19 protein-coding genes are annotated in these 17190 nt (G+C 58.7%); 6 read left to right on the plus strand and 13 right to left on the minus strand.

Going from position 1 to position 17190, the window contains the following annotated elements:
* Positions 1-4: 4 nt before the first annotated feature.
* Entirely contained in the window at positions 5-1018 is a 1014-nt protein-coding gene (locus I9185_RS00495) for a hypothetical protein (RefSeq protein ID WP_209547112.1), read from the minus strand.
* 147 nt (positions 1019-1165) lie between these two features.
* Here I9185_RS00495 and I9185_RS00500 point away from each other — a divergent pair, with 147 nt between their 5' ends.
* Together I9185_RS00500 and I9185_RS00505 are read left to right on the plus strand one after the other, a co-directional pair.
* Positions 1166-2101, plus strand: a complete 936-nt coding sequence (locus tag I9185_RS00500) for a DMT family transporter (RefSeq protein ID WP_209547115.1) — start codon at positions 1166-1168, stop codon at positions 2099-2101.
* A 282-nt stretch (positions 2102-2383) separates the two neighbouring features.
* Positions 2384-3157 carry a Hint domain-containing protein gene (locus I9185_RS00505; RefSeq protein WP_348539514.1) on the plus strand — a complete coding sequence of 258 codons (774 nt, stop codon included), beginning with the start codon at positions 2384-2386 and terminating at the stop codon, positions 3155-3157.
* Between the two features lie 56 nt (positions 3158-3213).
* On the opposite strand, the gene I9185_RS00510 is transcribed toward I9185_RS00505, so the two are convergent.
* From I9185_RS00510 to I9185_RS00545, 8 genes are all read right to left on the minus strand, one after another.
* The gene (locus tag I9185_RS00510; RefSeq protein ID WP_209547118.1) at positions 3214-5415 is read right to left on the minus strand and encodes a 3-hydroxyacyl-CoA dehydrogenase NAD-binding domain-containing protein; all 2202 of its coding nucleotides are present in this window, start codon (positions 5413-5415) and stop codon (positions 3214-3216) included.
* Positions 5408-5896: a cupin domain-containing protein gene (locus tag I9185_RS00515; RefSeq protein ID WP_209547121.1), complete on the minus strand. Its 489-nt coding sequence runs from the start codon at positions 5894-5896 to the stop codon at positions 5408-5410. Before I9185_RS00515 ends, I9185_RS00510 begins: the two co-directional genes overlap by 8 nt.
* The gene (locus I9185_RS00520; protein WP_171633703.1) at positions 5896-7107 is read right to left on the minus strand and encodes an acetyl-CoA C-acetyltransferase; all 1212 of its coding nucleotides are present in this window, start codon (positions 7105-7107) and stop codon (positions 5896-5898) included. Before I9185_RS00520 ends, I9185_RS00515 begins: the two co-directional genes overlap by 1 nt.
* Positions 7108-7118: 11 nt before the next feature.
* Entirely contained in the window at positions 7119-7757 is a 639-nt protein-coding gene (locus I9185_RS00525) for a glutathione S-transferase family protein (protein WP_209547125.1), read from the minus strand.
* Between the two features lie 60 nt (positions 7758-7817).
* Positions 7818-8030: a hypothetical protein gene (locus I9185_RS00530; protein WP_152457422.1), complete on the minus strand. Its 213-nt coding sequence runs from the start codon at positions 8028-8030 to the stop codon at positions 7818-7820.
* Positions 8031-8083: 53 nt separating this feature from the next.
* Entirely contained in the window at positions 8084-9865 is a 1782-nt protein-coding gene (locus tag I9185_RS00535; protein WP_209547128.1) for an acyl-CoA dehydrogenase C-terminal domain-containing protein, read from the minus strand.
* A 42-nt stretch (positions 9866-9907) separates the two neighbouring features.
* Complete coding sequence (locus I9185_RS00540) at positions 9908-10309, minus strand: MerR family DNA-binding transcriptional regulator (protein ID WP_152457424.1); 402 nt, start codon at positions 10307-10309, stop codon at positions 9908-9910.
* A 267-nt stretch (positions 10310-10576) separates the two neighbouring features.
* On the minus strand, positions 10577-10945 hold the full coding sequence (locus tag I9185_RS00545; protein ID WP_152457425.1) for a MerR family DNA-binding transcriptional regulator: 369 nt from the start codon (positions 10943-10945) through the stop codon (positions 10577-10579).
* Positions 10946-11060: 115 nt separating this feature from the next.
* Here I9185_RS00545 and I9185_RS00550 point away from each other — a divergent pair, with 115 nt between their 5' ends.
* The 3 genes from I9185_RS00550 to I9185_RS00560 are packed head-to-tail and all read left to right on the plus strand — an operon-like array spanning position 11061 to position 13319.
* Positions 11061-11480, plus strand: a complete 420-nt coding sequence (locus tag I9185_RS00550) for a PaaI family thioesterase (RefSeq protein WP_171723606.1) — start codon at positions 11061-11063, stop codon at positions 11478-11480.
* 1 nt (position 11481) lies between these two features.
* Positions 11482-12000, plus strand: a complete 519-nt coding sequence (locus I9185_RS00555; RefSeq protein WP_152457427.1) for a PaaI family thioesterase — start codon at positions 11482-11484, stop codon at positions 11998-12000.
* Between the two features lie 2 nt (positions 12001-12002).
* On the plus strand, positions 12003-13319 hold the full coding sequence (locus I9185_RS00560; RefSeq protein ID WP_209547132.1) for an MATE family efflux transporter: 1317 nt from the start codon (positions 12003-12005) through the stop codon (positions 13317-13319).
* Here I9185_RS00560 and arsC read toward each other — a convergent pair.
* The 4 genes from arsC to I9185_RS00580 are packed head-to-tail and all read right to left on the minus strand — an operon-like array spanning position 13316 to position 15475.
* On the minus strand, positions 13316-13657 hold the full coding sequence (gene arsC / locus I9185_RS00565; RefSeq protein ID WP_152457429.1) for an arsenate reductase (glutaredoxin): 342 nt from the start codon (positions 13655-13657) through the stop codon (positions 13316-13318). The two genes, I9185_RS00560 and arsC, sit on opposite strands and share 4 nt — an antisense overlap.
* Positions 13654-14712, minus strand: a complete 1059-nt coding sequence (locus I9185_RS00570) for a quinone-dependent dihydroorotate dehydrogenase (protein WP_209547137.1) — start codon at positions 14710-14712, stop codon at positions 13654-13656. The genes arsC and I9185_RS00570 overlap by 4 nt, the downstream gene beginning before the upstream one ends.
* Positions 14709-15140, minus strand: a complete 432-nt coding sequence (locus I9185_RS00575; RefSeq protein WP_209547141.1) for a DUF1330 domain-containing protein — start codon at positions 15138-15140, stop codon at positions 14709-14711. Before I9185_RS00575 ends, I9185_RS00570 begins: the two co-directional genes overlap by 4 nt.
* A complete protein-coding gene (locus tag I9185_RS00580) occupies positions 15137-15475 on the minus strand; it encodes a DUF952 domain-containing protein (protein ID WP_152457432.1) in 339 nt (112 codons plus the stop codon). Before I9185_RS00580 ends, I9185_RS00575 begins: the two co-directional genes overlap by 4 nt.
* A 107-nt stretch (positions 15476-15582) precedes the next feature.
* Between I9185_RS00580 and I9185_RS00585 the strand changes: the two genes are divergently transcribed.
* Positions 15583-17160 carry a bifunctional metallophosphatase/5'-nucleotidase gene (locus tag I9185_RS00585; RefSeq protein ID WP_209547144.1) on the plus strand — a complete coding sequence of 526 codons (1578 nt, stop codon included), beginning with the start codon at positions 15583-15585 and terminating at the stop codon, positions 17158-17160.
* Positions 17161-17190 lie beyond the last annotated feature (30 nt).

Here is a 17190-nt window from a genome sequence, read left to right on the forward strand (position 1 = left end):
CGGCTTATTCACCGCATATGTTTTGTAGCCGGACCCAATCACGGTCCGGCAACACCTGTTCCAGTGTCCGGCCGGCCATGGGATCGGCCTCGATCAGACCCAGTACTGATTCACCGGTAATGTCCTGAGCATAGGCGTAAGGGGTAGAGGGCAGGGCGCTTTGCGAGAACATCGCCAGTAAGTCATCGTCCGGAAGGGAAGGTCGGGGCTGCGAAAGGACCTCTTCGGTATAGGTGTCGATGATCTCAGGTGTCAGTTCCCCGGTCGTCAACAGCCGAAAGGCCGAGGCCGCTCCGGTTCTGTCCAGCAGATCATCCAGCGGGTCGTTGAGCGCCGCCCGCGCGCGTTCTGCAATAACATAACCTGCTGCGACAGCAGGGTCTTCGTGGTCTTCAACCAGCGCCCGGTTCAACAGAACGGTGCCACCCGGCAAGCTGAGACTGTCCTGAACGCCGGCGGGCAGAATAATGATCTGACGTACGCCCGTACGACTGGCCAACCGATCCAGTGACGCCTGCGCATCCACAGACGAGCAGGCCTGTCCCGAGACACGTTCGATCCGACGCAGTATCGTGTCTCCGATTTCCTGTCGTTTGATTTCGGGCACGACCGAGACAACATGGTTTTGCAACGCACCGGGCAGCCAAAACAACAATACGGCCAGAACCGCGGCCACAACGCCTCCGACGCTCATCCAGCGCAAACGGCCGGGATGGGGGCGCGAACGTTCGATGGCATGTTGCAGCCGATCGATCGCTTCAAGCATCGTGGTTTCGGATTCTCCCAGTTCCAGTGTCTCATCCGGATCACCGTCGGGGCAAAAAACAGCCGGAAAGACACCGGGGTTCTGTCTTTCAAGCGCCGCCAAAGACCAATGCGTCAAAGCCCTGTCATTGAAATCGGAGATGGTCAGGGTCGCCTTGCCAATCGATACCACAACTTCGCGCCGCTGTTCATCGGGCGAAGGGCGCCACAGACCGGTGGCTTCGATCCGCTGGTACTGTTTCAGGGCCGTCATCTGGTTGGGGTCTGCTCGTAATTCTTTTGCCGCAGCTTAGCATGGTGAAAACGCCGTGCGCAAACCTGTTGCGCAGGTATTCCGATTTGTGCTGGATACCCGTCAGGAAAAAGATCGCCGATCTTTGATCGCAACAAGGGCGCGAACATGCAGGCAGATACAACCACCTCTCCGGTGCTGGCTTCAGCCCTTATGGTAGCAGCAATGGCAATTATCGGCGTGATCGACAATGTTGTGATCCTGCTGGCCGAGACGGTCGGGCTGTGGCAGTTCCATTTTATGCGGGCATTGCTGATGCTGCCGCTGATTGTCGGGCTGTCCCTATTGGGGCTGGGCGGGCTGAGGCCGCAACGGTGGAGGGCGGTCATCTTACGCAGTCTTCTGATTACGACGGCCATGTTTTTCTATTTTGCATCGCTGTCGATGATGCCGATTGCGCAAGCTCTGGCAGGGTTGTTCACCTCGCCGATTTTCGTGCTGTTGATTTCGTCCATTGCGCTTGGGCAAAAGATCGGGCCGTGGCGCATTCTGGCTGTGTTGGTCGGTTTTTCGGGCACTCTTCTGGTTTTGCAGCCAAACCCTGTCGAATTTGACATGCGTTCGGTTTTTCCAGTTGCGGCAGGTTTTTTCTATGCCTTGAGTTCGATCATGACGCGGACATATTGCGCGCGTGAAAGCACGGTTGCGATGCTGGCTGCGATGGTCATTACCCTTGGGCTGTCGGGGGGCGTGGGCGCCGCCTTGTTCACTCTTGCACCCGTTGCCACGCTGGACGGGCCGGACGGCTTTGTTACACGGGGTTGGGTCTGGGAAGTGGGGCCCGCGCTGCAATGGATTGTTATTCAGGCGGTCGGGTCGACGATTGCGGTCTTCATGCTCATCAAAGCCTATCAGATAGGCGAGACCTCTTACGTGGCCGTGTTCGAGTACTCGGTGATGATTTTCGGGCCGCTCTTTGCATTCGTCGCACTGGGTCAGACCCTCGATTTGATGCAAGTGTCCGGGATTGTCCTGATCGCGACGGCAGGGGTTTTGCTGGGCTGGCGGGCCAGGCGGTCATCCACCCAGCAAGATTTTGCCTGACACGTACAATAGCGCTCTGCCAACGTTTTTTGCACGCTGCAACCTCAACAAGCAGGTTCATTTCAACGGAACAGGTGCAAATGGATTCGTAAGATCCATTCATGCTGACCGTTTCGGAAATTGCACAAAAGCCTGTTTATGTCTTGCAAGTGTTTACCAAATCGCCCCGGCAATGCGCTGAGACGGCCCAAAATGGGCAAAAATATGTCTGAAATAAGACAGTCCCGATTTTTGATGTTAGCTGTTTGGCATAGTGAGTTTGTGCCAAAGGGGGTTAGGCACGTGTCTGAAGTTACGAGTATTTCTGTTTATCTTGATCAGTCGTCCGACACTGATCCAACCAGTTTGAACCATGCCGTGAACGCGCGCCGTGGTGGTTTTTTGAGCGACACGAAGGTTGCGACAACCAGCGGATGGAAACCGGTTGAGCGCATTGCAGTCGGCGATCTCGTCCGAACTCTGGATCACGGGTTCAAAGAGGTGCGCCGCATCTCGACCAGCGTCGTGGTCATTCCTGCCGAAGAGCGCCGTTCCGAGTATTTGCCGGTTTTCGTGCCGGCACGCGCCGCGTATAACGGGCGCCCCGTTTGGCTGATGCCCGAGCAGGGCATCGCTCTGAACCTGTCGCAGTTTGATGCCAATGTCAGCGGATGTTCCGTCGTATCCGCAAGACTGCTGAATGGCGTGGGTCGGCTTATGTCGCAGGCACCGGGATCGTCGTTCGAGGTCCGTTCCCTGTTTTTCGACGAAGATCAGGTGATCTTTATCGAGGGCGGCCTGCAAGCTTACTGCCCTTCCGGCCTGTTTAACATGCGCGGCAGGGTCAGCGGGGCTGGTTACGATGTCGCCGATGAAGAGACCGGCCCAAAGCTGGTCAACCTGATTGCAAGCAGGGGAGATATGTCAGCCCTTGCCAACCCATTGGGTGCCCTGCCTGCACCCATTCCGCAGGAACCGATATTTCCGATCCGTCCGCCCTCTGGGGTCAGGCGGCCGGGTCGACCGGGGCGTCCAAACGCGCCGGTGCTGTTTCTGCGGCCCGAATGGCAGATCTAACCAAACACTGACAAAAACGATGCAGGCGCGTGATCTCACGCGCCTGCGTCACTGATTCAGGCAGCCTTTGCTTCGGGGTTGAAACGCCCGTAGAAGGTTTGACCCTTTTCTGCCATCTCACGCAGCAGCGGCGGGCAGGCAAAGCGTTCGCCATATTTCTCGGCCAGCTGATCACATCTTTCGGCTGCGTAGGGCGTACCGATTATGTCGAGCCAGCTGAGCGGACCACCGGACCACGGCGCAAAGCCCCAGCCCAGAATGGCGCCCACGTCGCCTTCACGGATGTCTTCCAGAACACCCTCTTCCAGCGCGCGGACAGCTTCCAGAACCTGAGCAAACATCAGACGTTCCTGCACTTCGATCAGGTCAGGCTGGTCATCGGCAAGCGGATACTTGTCTTGCAGGCCCTTCCAGTATTCGACGCGCTTGCCCTTCTCGTCATAGTCGAAGAAACCGGCATTCGCCTTGCGGCCCAGGCGGCCCTGTTCTTCCATCCAGAAGATTAGATCGTCCGAGGGGCTTTCCGGATAGGCATTGCCCATGGCTGCCTTGGTCGCCCGAGCGATCTTGGCCCCCAGATCAATCGAGGTTTCATCGGTCAGTTGGATCGGACCAACCGGAAAGCCCAACTGACGCGCAGCGTTGTCGATCAGCACGGGGCTCACGCCTTCGGTGATCATCCGTGCGCCTTCGTTGATGTACGGAATGATGCAGCGATTGGCGTAGAAGAAGCGCGCATCGTTGACCACGATCGGCGTCTTGCGGATCTGGCGCACGTAGTCTAGCGCCTTGGCAACGGCGCGATCACCGGTTTCCTTGCCCTTTATGATCTCGACCAGCAACATCTTCTCGACCGGTGAGAAGAAGTGGATGCCGATGAATTGGTCGGGACGCACGCTTGCCTTGGCCAGATCGGTGATCGGCAGGGTCGAGGTGTTCGAGGCAAAGATGCAGTCCTCGGGGATGATTGCCTCGACCTTTTTGGTCATCTCGGCCTTTACGCCCATGTCTTCAAACACGGCTTCGATGATCAGGTCACACCCTTTCAGATGGTCCAGATCCGGTGTCGACGTGATGCGGGCCAGCATGGCCTCTTTCTTTTCGGCCGTGACCTTGCCGCGCTTGATACCCTTGTCCAGATAGGTTTCGGTGTAAGCTTTGCCTTTGTCGGCCGCCTCTTGATCGCGGTCGACCAGAACGACTTCCATGCCAGCTTGGGCCGAAACCAGCGCGATACCGGCCCCCATCATCCCAGCGCCCAGAACGCCGATCTTCTTAACACGCTGATCGGGCACACCTTTTGGACGGACCGCGCCTTTTTCAAGCGCTTCCTTGTTGAGGAACAGTGACCGGATCATCGCCGACGAGGACGGGTTCATCAGAACGTTGGTGAACCAGCGGGCTTCAATTTTCAAAGCGGTGTCAAAGTCGACCAGCGCGCCTTCATAGATTGCGCTCAGAAGGGCTTTGGCCGCGGGGAAGGCGCCTTGCGTTTTCCCATGAACCATGGCGCTCGCGCCCACGAAGGTCATGAAACCGGCAGGATGGTAGGGCGCACCACCGGGCATCTTGTATCCCTTCGCGTCCCAGGGTTTCACCAGGTCGGCGTCCTTGGCATTCAGAACCCATTCCTTGGCAGCGGCAACCGGATCGTCGGCAACTGCGTCGATCAACTGCGCGCCCTTGGCCTTGGCCGGGTCCATCATCTTGCCCTCAAGCAGCACCGGGGCCGCCGCCATGGCGCCCACCATGCGGCTGTAACGGATGGTGCCGCCGCCGCCGGGGAAGATGCCCAGCAGGATTTCGGGCAGCCCGATCTTGGACTTTGGATTGCTGGTCATGACGCGGTGATGACATGACAGTGCGATCTCGGTCCCGATCCCGGCGCAGGTTCCGTTGATCGCGCAGGCGATGGGCTTGCCACCTTTCTTGGTCTTGGGGTCCATGCCCGCCAATTCCAGTTTGCGCAGGATGTGATGCCCGCCCATGACGAAATCAAACAACGCCTGCGCAGGTTCGTCCCCCGCTTCCTGACGGATAGTGGCCAATGTGTTCAGGTCCATTCCGCCGGCAAACGAGCCTTCCTTGCCCGAGGTAATGACAACACCTTTGATCTCGTCGTCGCTCAGGGCCTGATCAATCAGTTGGCTGACTTCTTGAAAAGCCTCGCGGGTCAGCACGTTCATGGATTTTCCCTGGGCGTCCCAGGTCACAAAGGCGACGCCGTCCGCGTCTTTGGTCAGAGTGAAATCAGTCATTGTCATCTCCAATCTGGTCAGCCGTCAGCGGGCTGCCGTCTTTCCGGGTGAAAGAGAATCCGTTTTCATCATCCTTCACCATCATGTCTATGTCGCTGTAATAGCCAGTCTCGGTCGGGGTCCGTGTGCCCACCACCAGAAAGGTCGCGGGCGTATCGGTCTTGTTCACAAGGTGGTGACCATTGGCCTCACCAGCGGGCCAAGCGGCGCAGTCACCGGGCAGCATCTCATGCTCACCATCGTCATCGATCAGCACGCATTTGCCGCTGAGCATGATGGCAAACTCGTCCTGCTCCATATGGTAGTGGCGCAGCGACGAGAGGCCCTGAGGCTCCAGCCGCACGATGTTGACCCCGTATTGGGTCAACCCGCCCGCATCCCCGACGCGCTGCACGAAACGACCAGCGGTCGCCTCGGCCAGCTTGCCCGGATAGGACGAGCCCCCCTTGAACGGGATCTGAGAGAGATCCAGCTTGGGCATCAGACCCGCTCGATAATCGTTGCCGCACCCATGCCGGACGCAATGCAAAGCGTGGCCAGACCGGTTTCCTTGTCCTGACGCTCCAGTTCATCCAGCAAGGTGCCGATGATGATCGCACCGGTTGCGCCCAGCGGGTGACCCATCGCGATTGACCCGCCGTTGACGTTCACCAACGCCGGGTCGACATCAAACGCCTGTTGGAACCGCAGTACGACCGAGGCGAAGGCTTCGTTCACTTCGAACAGGTCCAGATCGCTGATCTTCATGCCGTTGTCGGCCAGAATTTTCTCGGTCACTGGAACTGGGCCGGTCAGCATGATGGTCGGGTCGGTACCGATTTTGGCTGTGGCCTTGATGCGGGCGCGCGGTTTCAGGCCGTATTTCTCGCCGAATTCCTTGTTGCCGATCAGCACGGCCGCAGCCCCATCCACGATGCCCGAGCTGTTGCCCGCATGGTGGATGTGATTGATCCGCTCAAGATGTGGGTATTTCAGCATCGCCACCTTGTCGAAGCCGGGCATCTGCTCGCCCATCATCTGGAAGGACGGGTTCAGCGCGCCAAGGCTTTGCATGTCGGTGCCCGGGCGCATGTATTCGTCGCGGTCCAGAATGGGCAGGCCGTTCTGGTCTTTGACCGTGATGATCGACTTTTCGAACCGGTTGTCGGCCCAAGCTTCGGCCGCGCGCTTTTGCGATTCAACCGCCAGAGCGTCTGCGTCATCGCGGCTGAACCCGTACTCTGTGGCAATGATGTCGGCCGAGATGCCCTGCGGTACAAAGTAGGTCTCCATCGCCAGAGAGGGGTCAACGGCAATCGCCGCCCCGTCGCTGCCCATGGGAACACGGCCCATCATCTCGACGCCACCGGCGATATAAGCGTCGCCCGCGCCGCCCTTGACCTGGTTTGCGGCCAGGTTCACGGCTTCCATCCCGCTCGCGCAGAAGCGGTTGATCGCCAGGCCGGGGATCGACTGGTCTAGATCCGAGGCCAGAACCGCCGAACGTGCCAGACAGCCGCCTTGCTCCATCACCTGCGTGACGTTGCCCCAGATCACGTCCTCGACGGCGTGGCCTTCCAGGTTGTTGCGTTCCTTCATCGCGTTCAGGGTCAGGGCGGACAGGCGTACCGAGGTTACCTCGTGCAGGCTGCCATCCTTGCGGCCCTTGCCGCGCGGGGTGCGCAGGGCGTCATAAATATAAGCTTCGGTCATGGGTCTTCTCCTCAAGCTCGATCCGACGGGTTGCCGGGCATCAGGTCATAGGGGTGTTTCCAGCCGGGCTGTTCGGACAGGCGAGTCAGCCAGGCGTCGATGTTGGGCCAGTCGGCACGGTCAAAGCCGAATGGTTCGGGGTAATACAGATAGCCGCAGCAGCTGAGATCGGCGTTGGTCACGCCGTCGCCGACGATCCAGTCACGGCCTTCCAGATGCGCGTTCAGCACCTGATAAGCGGCCTTCAGGCGGCCCTGGTTGAAGGCGATCACATCCGGGTTGCGATGCTGTTCGGGCAGAAAGTTGATCAGGAACCGGGTCAGGCCCGCCATCGAGCTAAGCTTGTGATTGTCCCACAGCACCCAGCGCAGGATGTCATAGTTCTCTTCCCGGTTTTTGCCTCCGAACTTGCCTGATTTTTCAGTCACATAGGCCTGAATGGCACCGGATTGGGAGGTTTGGAAATCGTCATCGACCATGAAGGGCGCTTCGCCCATCACGTTGATTTCCGAACGGAACTCGGGGCTTCGGGTGACGCCTTTGAAGAAATCGACAAAGACCGGTTCCCAATCGAGGCCAGACATTTCCAGCGCCAGAGCGGCCTTGTAGGAATTGCCGCTTTCTCCGAAGCAGTGCAGTTTTATGGTCATGCAATCGCCCCTCCCGTGGCGTTTAGTGCATCTTTCATCCTAGCTTGGCGGTTCTGGTGCCTAGCGCTTGCGCGCCTCCAACTCGGAATTGAAAAGACGCAATCGATGGGTAAGGTTGTCTTCATCAATGACGCTGTTGAAATTTTCGAACAGAAAAGACAGCGCTTCGCCTTCATCTAATCCTGCCTCACGGGCAAAAGCCCTGAGCTTTCGATAGCCGTCCTCGGTCATGGCGACCGGGAATCGGCGGGTCAGGCGAAATCGTTTTGGCATTGTATCTCCTCCGAAAACCGGCTCCGGGGCGGGGCCCCGGAACCGGAGAAAGATCAGAAGTTTGCAGCCTCCAGCGCCATGACCGTATCTGCGCCAGTTTGAATGCGCGACAGATGCAACGCCGTGGCGGGCAGACGGCGGGCCATGTAGAAGCGGCCGGTGTCGATCTTGGTCTCGTAGAACTCTTTGTCCGACGTGCCACTGTCCAGCGCTTCTTGTGCGGCCTTGGCCATACGGGCCCACATCAGGCCCAGGCAGACATGACCGAACATGTGCATGAAGTCATAGGAACCGGACAGCGCGTTGTTCGGATTTTTCATGCCTTCCTGCATGAAATACATACCAGCCGCCTGCAGATCCTTGGACGCAGCCTTCAGCGGTTCGATGAAGGCTTTGTCATAAGCCTCGTTCTGGCCTGAGTTTTCCTTGCAGAAGGTTTTGACCATGTCGAAGAAGGCCATGACGTGCTTACCGCCATCCTGCGCCAGTTTGCGGCCAACAAGGTCCAACGCCTGTACGCCGTTGGCGCCTTCATAGATCATGGCGATCCGCGCATCGCGGGTATATTGCGACATGCCCCATTCTTCGATGTAACCGTGACCGCCATAGACTTGCTGCGCCTGAACGGTCATGTCGTAACCTTCATCCGTCAGGAAGCCCTTGATGACCGGGGTCAGCAGCGAGATCAGCCCGTCCGCATCCTTGTCACCCGACCGGTGCGCCTGGTCGATCATGGTCGCGCCCCAAAGGATGAACGCGCGTGCGCCTTCGGTGAAGCTTTTCTGATCCATCAGGTTGCGGCGGATATCGGGGTGGACGATCAGCGGATCGGCGGGGCCGTCCGGGTTTTTCACACCGGTCACGTCGCGACCCTGCAGACGGTCCTTGGCGTATTCCAATGCGTTTTGGTACGCGGCCTCGGCCTGCGAAACGCCCTGCATGCCCACACCCAGACGCGCTTCGTTCATCATGGTGAACATGGCGCGCATGCCTTTGTGTTCTTCACCCAGCAGCCAGCCGGTGGCCTCGTCGTAATTCATGACGCAGGTCGAATTGCCGTGGATGCCCATCTTTTCTTCGATCTTGCCGACCGAGACGCCGTTGCGTTCCCCCAGGCTGCCGTCGTCATTCACGATGAACTTCGGCACGATGAACAGGGACACACCTTTGATGCCCTCGGGGCCGCCGGGGATTTTTGCCAGCACCAGATGGATGATATTGTCGGCCATGTCGTGATCGCCAGCCGAGATAAAGATCTTCTGGCCCGAGATTTTGTAGCTGCCGTCGCCCTGCGGTTCCGCTTTGGTGCGCATCAGGCCCAGATCGGTGCCGCAATGCGGTTCGGTCAGGTTCATGGTACCGGTCCATTCACAGCTGACCATTTTGGGCAGGTACTTGTTCTTCTGCTCGTCCGTTCCGTGCGCCAGAATCGCCGAGGCCGCGCCGTGCGTCAGGCCCTGGTACATGGTGAAGGCCTGGTTAGAGCCCGAGAACATCTCACCCACAGCAGTGCCCAGCACATAGGGCATGTTTTGGCCGCCATACTCTTCCGGCATGTCGAGGCCAGTCCAGCCGCCTTCCTTCATCTGCTCGAAGGCTTCCTTGAACCCGGTCGGGGTGTACACAATACCGTTTTCCAACCGGCACCCTTCGGTGTCGCCAACCACGTTCAGCGGATGCAGAACATTGGTGGCAACTTTGCCAGCTTCTTCCAGAACCGCGCCGGTAAACTCGGCTTCCAGTTCGTTGTAGCCGGGTATGTCCGACTGCGAGACATTCAGTACGTCGTGCAGGATGAACTGCATGTCTTTGGTTGGCGCGTTGTAAACGGGCATGTGAAGCTCCCTTAATTCATATGTCCGGATGACAGGTCGAGGTTACTCGGCTGCCTTCTTTTCCTGTTTCATCGAGGCGATGACTTTCTCGCCCCAGCGCAACTGCTCTTTCAGATCGTCGATGGCCTGCGTCAGCTCTTCGCGGCGCGCTTCCATGTCCTCCAGACGCTCGCACGCGATTTCATAGGTGCGGGTCATCTGTGTGACCTGCTGGTCGCCGACATGGTACAAATCCAGCAATTGCCGAATTTCTTCCAGGCTGAACCCAAATCGTTTGCCGCGCAGGATCAGTTTGAGCCGCGCCCGATCACGCTTGGTGAACAGACGTTTCTGGCCTTCACGGATCGGGAACAGAAGTTCCTTGGCCTCATAGAACCGCAAGGTGCGTGGCGTGACATCATAGGTCTCGCACATCTCACGGATGGTCATCACATCTTCGGTCATTCGTCATACTCTCGTCACTGGCGTCATGAGATATGAGTTGCGCAGTTGGTACGCGCTTTACAACACGAGAGTGACGTTTACGTAATCCAGACGCTGCGTCATTTCAAAGTTGACGTAACATCCGGTCACGTAAGCACGGTCTGACGCAATTTTCTTTCCGTAGCGTCATGCGGAATTTCCCGCCAAAGCTGTCGCAATTGCGGAAACACCGCGCATCTGCTTGCGCAGATTCAGGGTGATCAATTCGATTTTTCGGATTGGGGGCGGCTATCCCAAGGACTTGGCCGTCTGGTCGCGCAAACGCTTGAGTTCGTCCATGGCTTCGTCCAGTTGCTGGCGCTGCTGCTGAAGCTCGTTCATCTGGCGATCCGCCATCTCGACGAAGGTGGCCATTTGCGCCTCATTGCCCTGATCTTCGTAGATCAAAAGCCATTGGCGGATCTCTTCCAGGGGAAATCCGAACTTGCGGCCGCGCATGATCAGCTTCATCCGCGCGCATTCGCGCGGGCCGTAAAACCGGGACCGACCTTCACGGTCCGGTTGCAAAAGTTCGATGTATTCGTAATAGCGCAGAGTGCGCGGGGTCACGTCGAACTCGGCGCACATCTCTTTGAATGACAAACGGTTGTTGGACATTCCCGATCTCCTTGTCAGCAACCTAGGCGGTCCCGATCCCAAGCGCAACAGGTGGGCTTGCCCTTTGCGGAAACAGCGGCTCATAAAGGACGGGCAGAGAACAGGACGCAAACCAATGGTCGACAAGACAGTTTTAGCCCGCCAGTTTATTGAGGCGATCCCCCATGCGCGGGCATTGAACCTCAAGCTCACGCAGATCGGTGAGGGCGAGGCAGAGATCACTTTGCCCTACAATGAGGATCTGATCGGGGATCCGCGCACAGGGGTGATTCACGGTGGGGCGATTTCCACAATTCTCGACACATGCTGCGGTGCTGCTGTGATGAGCCACCCCTCGGCCCCCGGCGGGACAGCCACGATCGATCTGCGCATTGACTACATGCGCGCAGCGACACCGGGTCAGACGGTGACTGCGCACGCCGTCTGCTATCACATCACGCGGAACGTGGCGTTTGTACGAGCGACGGCTATGGACCAGGACAAAGACCTGCCGGTGGCCACGGCCTCGGGGTCCTTTACGGTTGAGGGGAAATAACATGGCAAGACCTCGTCCCGAACCAATGCAGGTGGTCAAGCAGCGACGCGATGCAGCGTTGCGAGCGCTGGTTGACGGCGTCCCGTATATCCGCTTTCTCAATATCAGCTTCGACCGGCGCGGGGACGAACTGACCGGTGTTCTGAACTTCGACGACAAGTTGATCGGCAACCCGTTTCTGCCTGCGATTCACGGCGGTGTAACCGCGGCATTCCTCGAAGTGACCGCCGTCATTACCCTCAGTTGGGAACATATGTTCCCACGTATCGAAAGTGGCGAGATCGACGGAGAGGCGATTGTGACCGACCCGAATATCCGCTTTCCCAAGACCATCGACTTTACCGTCGACTATCTGCGCTCGGGCCTTCCACGGGACGCATATGCACGGGCCTTCATCAGCAGATCCGGGCGGCGGTATGCCTCGGTCCGGGTCGAAGCCTGGCAGGATAACCATGCGAAACTGTTTGCGCAGGCTTCCGGACATTTCCTGATGCCGCAACCTCCCAGAGATAAGAGCTGACCGTGCAGGACACCTCGGCGCCCATCACGCACAGGCGGGTGCTGAAGATCGCGGTGCCCATAGTTCTGTCGAATGCCACCGTGCCGATACTGGGTGCGGTGGATACGGGCGTTGTCGGTCAGATGGGCGAGGCGGCCCCGATCGGGGCGGTCGGCATCGGGGCTGTGATCCTGTCCACAGTCTATTGGATCTTCGGTTTCCTGCGGATGGGCACGACCGGGATGGCGGCGCAGGCACGCGGGGCAGGCGATACCGTCGAAACCCGGGCGCTGCTGATGCGCGGCCTGATCCTGGGAGGCGCGGCAGGGCTGTTCTTTATCCTTGCGCAGGTGGCCGTGTTTGCGGGTGCGTTCGCGCTTTCCCCGGCAAGCCCCGAAGTCGAAGCCCTGACCCGATCCTATCTGGAAATCCGCATCTGGGGGGCGCCCGCCACCATCGCGTTATATGCCGTTACCGGCTGGCTGATCGCCGTCGAACGTACGCGCGGCGTGTTCATCCTTCAGGTCTGGATGAACGGGTTGAATATCGGTCTAGACCTGTGGTTCGTTTTGGGCCTTGGCTGGGGGGTCGAGGGGGTTGCCATTGCCACCCTGATTGCAGAATGGACCGGATTGGCTTTGGGGTTGTGGCTTTGCCGGGATGGGTTCGCAGATGGAATCTGGCGCGATTGGGCTCGGGTTTTCGATGCCGCCCGGCTGCGGCGTATGTTGCAGGTCAACGGTGATATCATGCTGCGATCGGTTCTGTTGACCGGATCGTTCACGACATTCCTTTTTGTTGGCTCGGATCTGGGTGACGTGAATCTGGCGGCCAATCAAGTTTTGCTGCAATTTCTTGAAATCACCGCCTTTGCGCTTGATGGGTTTGCCTTTTCCGCCGAAGCGCTGGTCGGAGGCGCAGTCGGTGCCAGAGACAGGTATCAGGTGCGTCGCGCCTCTGTCATGGCCTCGCAATGGGGTGTCGGGGGGGCGCTGTTACTGGCGGCGGTTTTCTTCGCTGCCGGACCGGCACTGATCGACCTGATGTCAACTTCACCACAGGTGCGTGAAGCCGGGCGCGAATACCTGTTCTGGGCCGCGATCGCCCCGGTGATCGGGGTGGCAAGCTGGATGTTCGACGGTATCTACATCGGCGCCACCTGGACCCGCGCCATGCGAAACGCGATGATTCAGTCGGTGGCGATCTATGTGGTCGCTTTGTTCATGCTGGTGCCTGTCTTCGGCAACCACGGCCTGTGGGCTGCGCTGATGGTTCTCAATATCGCGCGTGGTGTGACGATGGGCTGGCGCTATCCCAAGCTTGAGGCCCAGGTGGCCTAGAGCAACGTCAACAGGTTTTCCGGCGGACGCCCGATGGCGGCTTTGTCTCCGGCAATTGCAAGAGGGCGCTCGATCAGGATCGGGTTTTCGGCCATGGCACGGATCAGATCTTCGTCGGGCGAGGTTTTGGCCAGACCCAGTTCCTTGAACCGTTTTTCTCCTGTGCGCATCATTTCGATCGGCGACAGACCAAGGGCGGATTGCGCAGCGCGCAACTCGTCGATTGACGGCGCGTCTTCCAGGTACTTTCGAACGCAGACCTGTGCACCGTTTTCTTCCAAAAGCGCCAGACCGGCGCGGGATTTGGAACAGCGGGGGTTGTGCCAGTATTCGATCACAGCCAATCCTCTCGTTTGCTGCCGACGGCTTGCGATACAGTGTCAAAACCGTCACGCGCCAGCAAGTCATCCAGCCCTTTGGCGATGTCGGCCGCCAGGGAAATGCCGCCATACACCATTGCGGTATAGAACTGCACGGCCGATGCCCCGGCACAGATCTTGGCATAGGCTTGCTCGGCAGTGCCGATGCCGCCCACGCCGATCAGGGGGATATCCCCGTCCGTCAGTTTGCTCAGCCGAGCCAGTACGCGGGTCGACTTTTCAAACAGCGGGGCGCCCGACAAACCACCACTTTCGTTTTTCTGCGCGCTGCGCAACCCGTCGCGGGACAAGGTGGTATTGGTGGCGATCACAGCGTCCACCCCGGTTTCGCGTGCGACCTCGGCGATGTCCTGCAATTCCGCCTCGGTGAGATCCGGAGCGATTTTCAGGAAGATCGGCAGCGGGCGCGGCAGCGCGTCACGTGTCTCGATCACACCGCTCAACAACGCGGTGAGAGCGGCTTTGCCCTGCAAATCCCGCAGCTTCTCCGTATTCGGGGATGACACGTTGACGGTTGCAAAACCCAGGTGTTCGGCACAATGGGCCAGCACTTTGACAAAATCGCCGGCACGGTCTTCGCTGTCCTTGTTGGCCCCCAGATTCAGGCCGATGACCGCGTCTTTGGGGCGGTCTGCCAGCCGTTTGGCCATCACCTCCATGCCTTCATTGTTGAAGCCAAAGCGGTTGATGGCTGCCTTGTCCTCGGTCAGGCGAAACAGGCGGGGTTTGGGGTTTCCCGGTTGCGGGCGCGGCGTGACCGCCCCGACCTCGACAAAACCGAACCCGGCGCGGGACAGCGGGGCCAAAACCTCACCATTCTTGTCGAACCCGGCGGCCAGCCCAACCGGGTTCGGCAAGGTCAGCCCGGCAACGACCGTTTTCAGGCGCGGCGTCGTTACCGGCCCGGGTGCAGGAGCAAGCCCTGACTTCAACGCCCTGATCGACATCCCGTGGGCGGTCTCGGGGTCCATGCGGTGCAGGGCGGCAAGGCCCAGTTTTTCTATCAGTTTCATCCGAATGTCGCCCCGGCTTCACCAGAACCGCATCGGATCAGGCGCGACGTTTCCACCGCCGCCTGACGGTGGATCACCGCCGCCTGATAGGCCGGGTCGGTGACCATTTCCAAAAATGCATGTGCCGTCGGATAGCGGGCAATGAAAACGGCATCCCACACCTCGTCCGCCGGGCCAATCAGGGTAGATTCAAACACCCCACGCCAGAGGATGCGCGCCCCGATACGTTCAATGATCGCAGCGGTTTCAGCCCCGTAGTTCTGATAGGCCTGCGCTCCGGTCAGGTCTGCATCCGCCAGTTCATGCGCGGGTGGGTACTGCGCCTTGGCCCGAAAGTTCACCAGGTTGAGCATTTCGATCGGCTTGTCCCTATCCAATGCCTTGAAGGCCTCGAACTGGTCGCGGTCCGGGTCAATATAGGATGTCATGACATATCCTTTGGGAACTGGTGCGCGGTGCCGTCAAACGGCAGAGGGCGTGACCAGACAACATCGCTCATCCGGATCTGGCGATAGAGATGCGGGAACAGGGCACCGCCGCGCGAGACCTCCCATTTCAGGTCGTCGCCCATCGCATCTGCGTCACAGGCCAGCAAAACCAGACCATCGACACCGGCAAAATGTTTGGCTGCGGTTTCAGCTGCTTGTTCAGCAGTTGAAAAGTGGACGAACCCGTCAGCGACGTCGATCGGAGCACCGTTCGAGGCACCTTGGTCCTGCAAGGTGGCCCACTCTTCGGCTCGGAAAATCTTGTAAATCAGCATACGGACCTGATGCCCCGCGCGGAAGATGGAATCAAGTCGGATTTCTTCTTTGACTCTCTGCCATCATGCGCGCACGATCACCACAAATAATAACTGGGAGTACGATAATGCAGACCCGAATTTTGACTTCAGTCGCGGTTCTGAGCCTGACCGCCGGAGTTGCGGCAGCCGACTACAAGTTGACAATTTTGCACACCAACGATTTTCATGCTCGTTTCGAGCCGGTCAACAAATACGACAGCGGATGCGATGCGGAAGACAATGCCGAAGGGAAGTGCTTTGGTGGATCGGCGCGCCTGGTCACAGCCGTGAAAGACGCACGTGAACGTGCCGACAATTCGATTTTGGTGGATGGCGGCGATCAGTTTCAGGGGTCTCTTTTCTACACGTACTACAAGGGCAAGGTCGCTGCCGAGTTCATGAACAAGCTGGGCTATGATGCCATGACCGTGGGCAATCACGAGTTTGACGACGGCCCGGAAGTGTTGCGTGGCTTTATCGACTCGGTTGATTTCCCGGTCCTGATGTCCAATGCCGATATTCGCGACGAAGAACTTCTGACTGACCACATCAAGAAATCCACCGTGATCGAGGTGGGGGGCGAAAAGATTGGCCTGATCGGGCTGACGCCGATCGATACGCATGAACTTGCGTCGCCCGGTCCCAACGTGACCTTTTCAGACCCGGTGCCCGCGGTTCAGGCCGAGGTCGACAAGCTGACGGGCGAAGGCGTCAACAAGATCATCGTACTCAGCCATTCGGGCTATGGCGTCGATCAGCGTGTCGCGGCTGAGACAAGCGGCGTCGACGTGATCGTTGGCGGCCATTCGAACACCTATCTTTCGAATGCATCGGACAAGGCCGTGGGCCCTTATCCGACGGTGGTCAACGGTGTGCAGATCGTTCAAGCCTATGCCTACGGCAAGTTTCTGGGCGAACTGAACGTCACGTTTGATGATGACGGCAATGTGGTCGAAGCGGTTGGTGAACCCTTGATCATGGACAACACCGTGACCGAGGATCAGGCCGCATTGGATCGGATCGCGGAACTTGCTCAGCCTCTGGATGAAATCCGAAACAAGGTTGTCGCCAGCGCGGCCGAGGCCATCGAGGGGGATCGCTCTGTATGTCGCGTACAGGAATGCCAGATGGGCAATCTTGTTGCCGATGCGATGCTGGCGCGGGTTGCCGATCAGGGCGTTCAGATTGCCATCGCGAACTCGGGTGGTTTGCGGGCGTCTATCGACCCCGGAGACGTGACCATGGGCGAAGTGCTGACCGTGCTGCCGTTCCAGAACACGCTGTCCACTTTTGAGATCACCGGGCAGACCGTTATTGACGCGCTGGAAAACGGCGTAAGCCAGGTGGAAGAGGTCAAGGGCCGGTTCCCGCAAGTGGCAGGCCTGCGCTTTACCTGGGATCCCAGCGTAGCGCCGAACGAAGGGCGTATCATTGATGTGATGGTCGCTGAGGGTGATGGGTTCGTTCCGATCGACCCGAACAAAACCTACCTGGCCGTAACCAACAACTACGTCCGCAATGGCGGCGATGGGTATTCAATGTTCGAGGGCGACGACAAGAACGCCTATGACTTCGGTCCGGATCTTGCGGATGTAACCGCGGAATATCTGGCCGAAAACGCGCCGTACCAGCCTTATGTCGACGGACGCATCCAGCAGAAGTGACTCTGTTTTTGAAAAGAACAAAAGCCGCGT

Origin of the sequence: Ruegeria sp. HKCCSP346, from assembly GCF_017872595.1 — a bacterium.
Classification (GTDB): domain Bacteria; phylum Pseudomonadota; class Alphaproteobacteria; order Rhodobacterales; family Rhodobacteraceae; genus Ruegeria.

Excerpts from the sequence above, each read along its gene's own strand:
- I9185_RS00495 (WP_209547112.1), bottom strand. The coding sequence starts at position 1,018 with ATGACGGCCCTGAAACAGTACCAGCGGATCGAAGCCACCGGTCTGTGG.
- I9185_RS00500 (WP_209547115.1), top strand. The coding sequence starts at position 1,166 with ATGCAGGCAGATACAACCACCTCTCCGGTGCTGGCTTCAGCCCTTATG.
- I9185_RS00510 (WP_209547118.1), bottom strand. The coding sequence starts at position 5,415 with ATGACTGATTTCACTCTGACCAAAGACGCGGACGGCGTCGCCTTTGTG.
- I9185_RS00515 (WP_209547121.1), bottom strand. The coding sequence starts at position 5,896 with ATGCCCAAGCTGGATCTCTCTCAGATCCCGTTCAAGGGGGGCTCGTCC.
- I9185_RS00520 (WP_171633703.1), bottom strand. The coding sequence starts at position 7,107 with ATGACCGAAGCTTATATTTATGACGCCCTGCGCACCCCGCGCGGCAAG.
- I9185_RS00525 (WP_209547125.1), bottom strand. The coding sequence starts at position 7,757 with ATGACCATAAAACTGCACTGCTTCGGAGAAAGCGGCAATTCCTACAAG.
- I9185_RS00530 (WP_152457422.1), bottom strand. The coding sequence starts at position 8,030 with ATGCCAAAACGATTTCGCCTGACCCGCCGATTCCCGGTCGCCATGACC.
- I9185_RS00535 (WP_209547128.1), bottom strand. The coding sequence starts at position 9,865 with ATGCCCGTTTACAACGCGCCAACCAAAGACATGCAGTTCATCCTGCAC.
- I9185_RS00540 (WP_152457424.1), bottom strand. The coding sequence starts at position 10,309 with ATGACCGAAGATGTGATGACCATCCGTGAGATGTGCGAGACCTATGAT.
- I9185_RS00545 (WP_152457425.1), bottom strand. The coding sequence starts at position 10,945 with ATGTCCAACAACCGTTTGTCATTCAAAGAGATGTGCGCCGAGTTCGAC.
- I9185_RS00550 (WP_171723606.1), top strand. The coding sequence starts at position 11,061 with ATGGTCGACAAGACAGTTTTAGCCCGCCAGTTTATTGAGGCGATCCCC.
- I9185_RS00555 (WP_152457427.1), top strand. The coding sequence starts at position 11,482 with ATGGCAAGACCTCGTCCCGAACCAATGCAGGTGGTCAAGCAGCGACGC.
- I9185_RS00570 (WP_209547137.1), bottom strand. The coding sequence starts at position 14,712 with ATGAAACTGATAGAAAAACTGGGCCTTGCCGCCCTGCACCGCATGGAC.
- I9185_RS00575 (WP_209547141.1), bottom strand. The coding sequence starts at position 15,140 with ATGACATCCTATATTGACCCGGACCGCGACCAGTTCGAGGCCTTCAAG.
- I9185_RS00580 (WP_152457432.1), bottom strand. The coding sequence starts at position 15,475 with ATGCTGATTTACAAGATTTTCCGAGCCGAAGAGTGGGCCACCTTGCAG.
- I9185_RS00585 (WP_209547144.1), top strand. The coding sequence starts at position 15,583 with ATGCAGACCCGAATTTTGACTTCAGTCGCGGTTCTGAGCCTGACCGCC.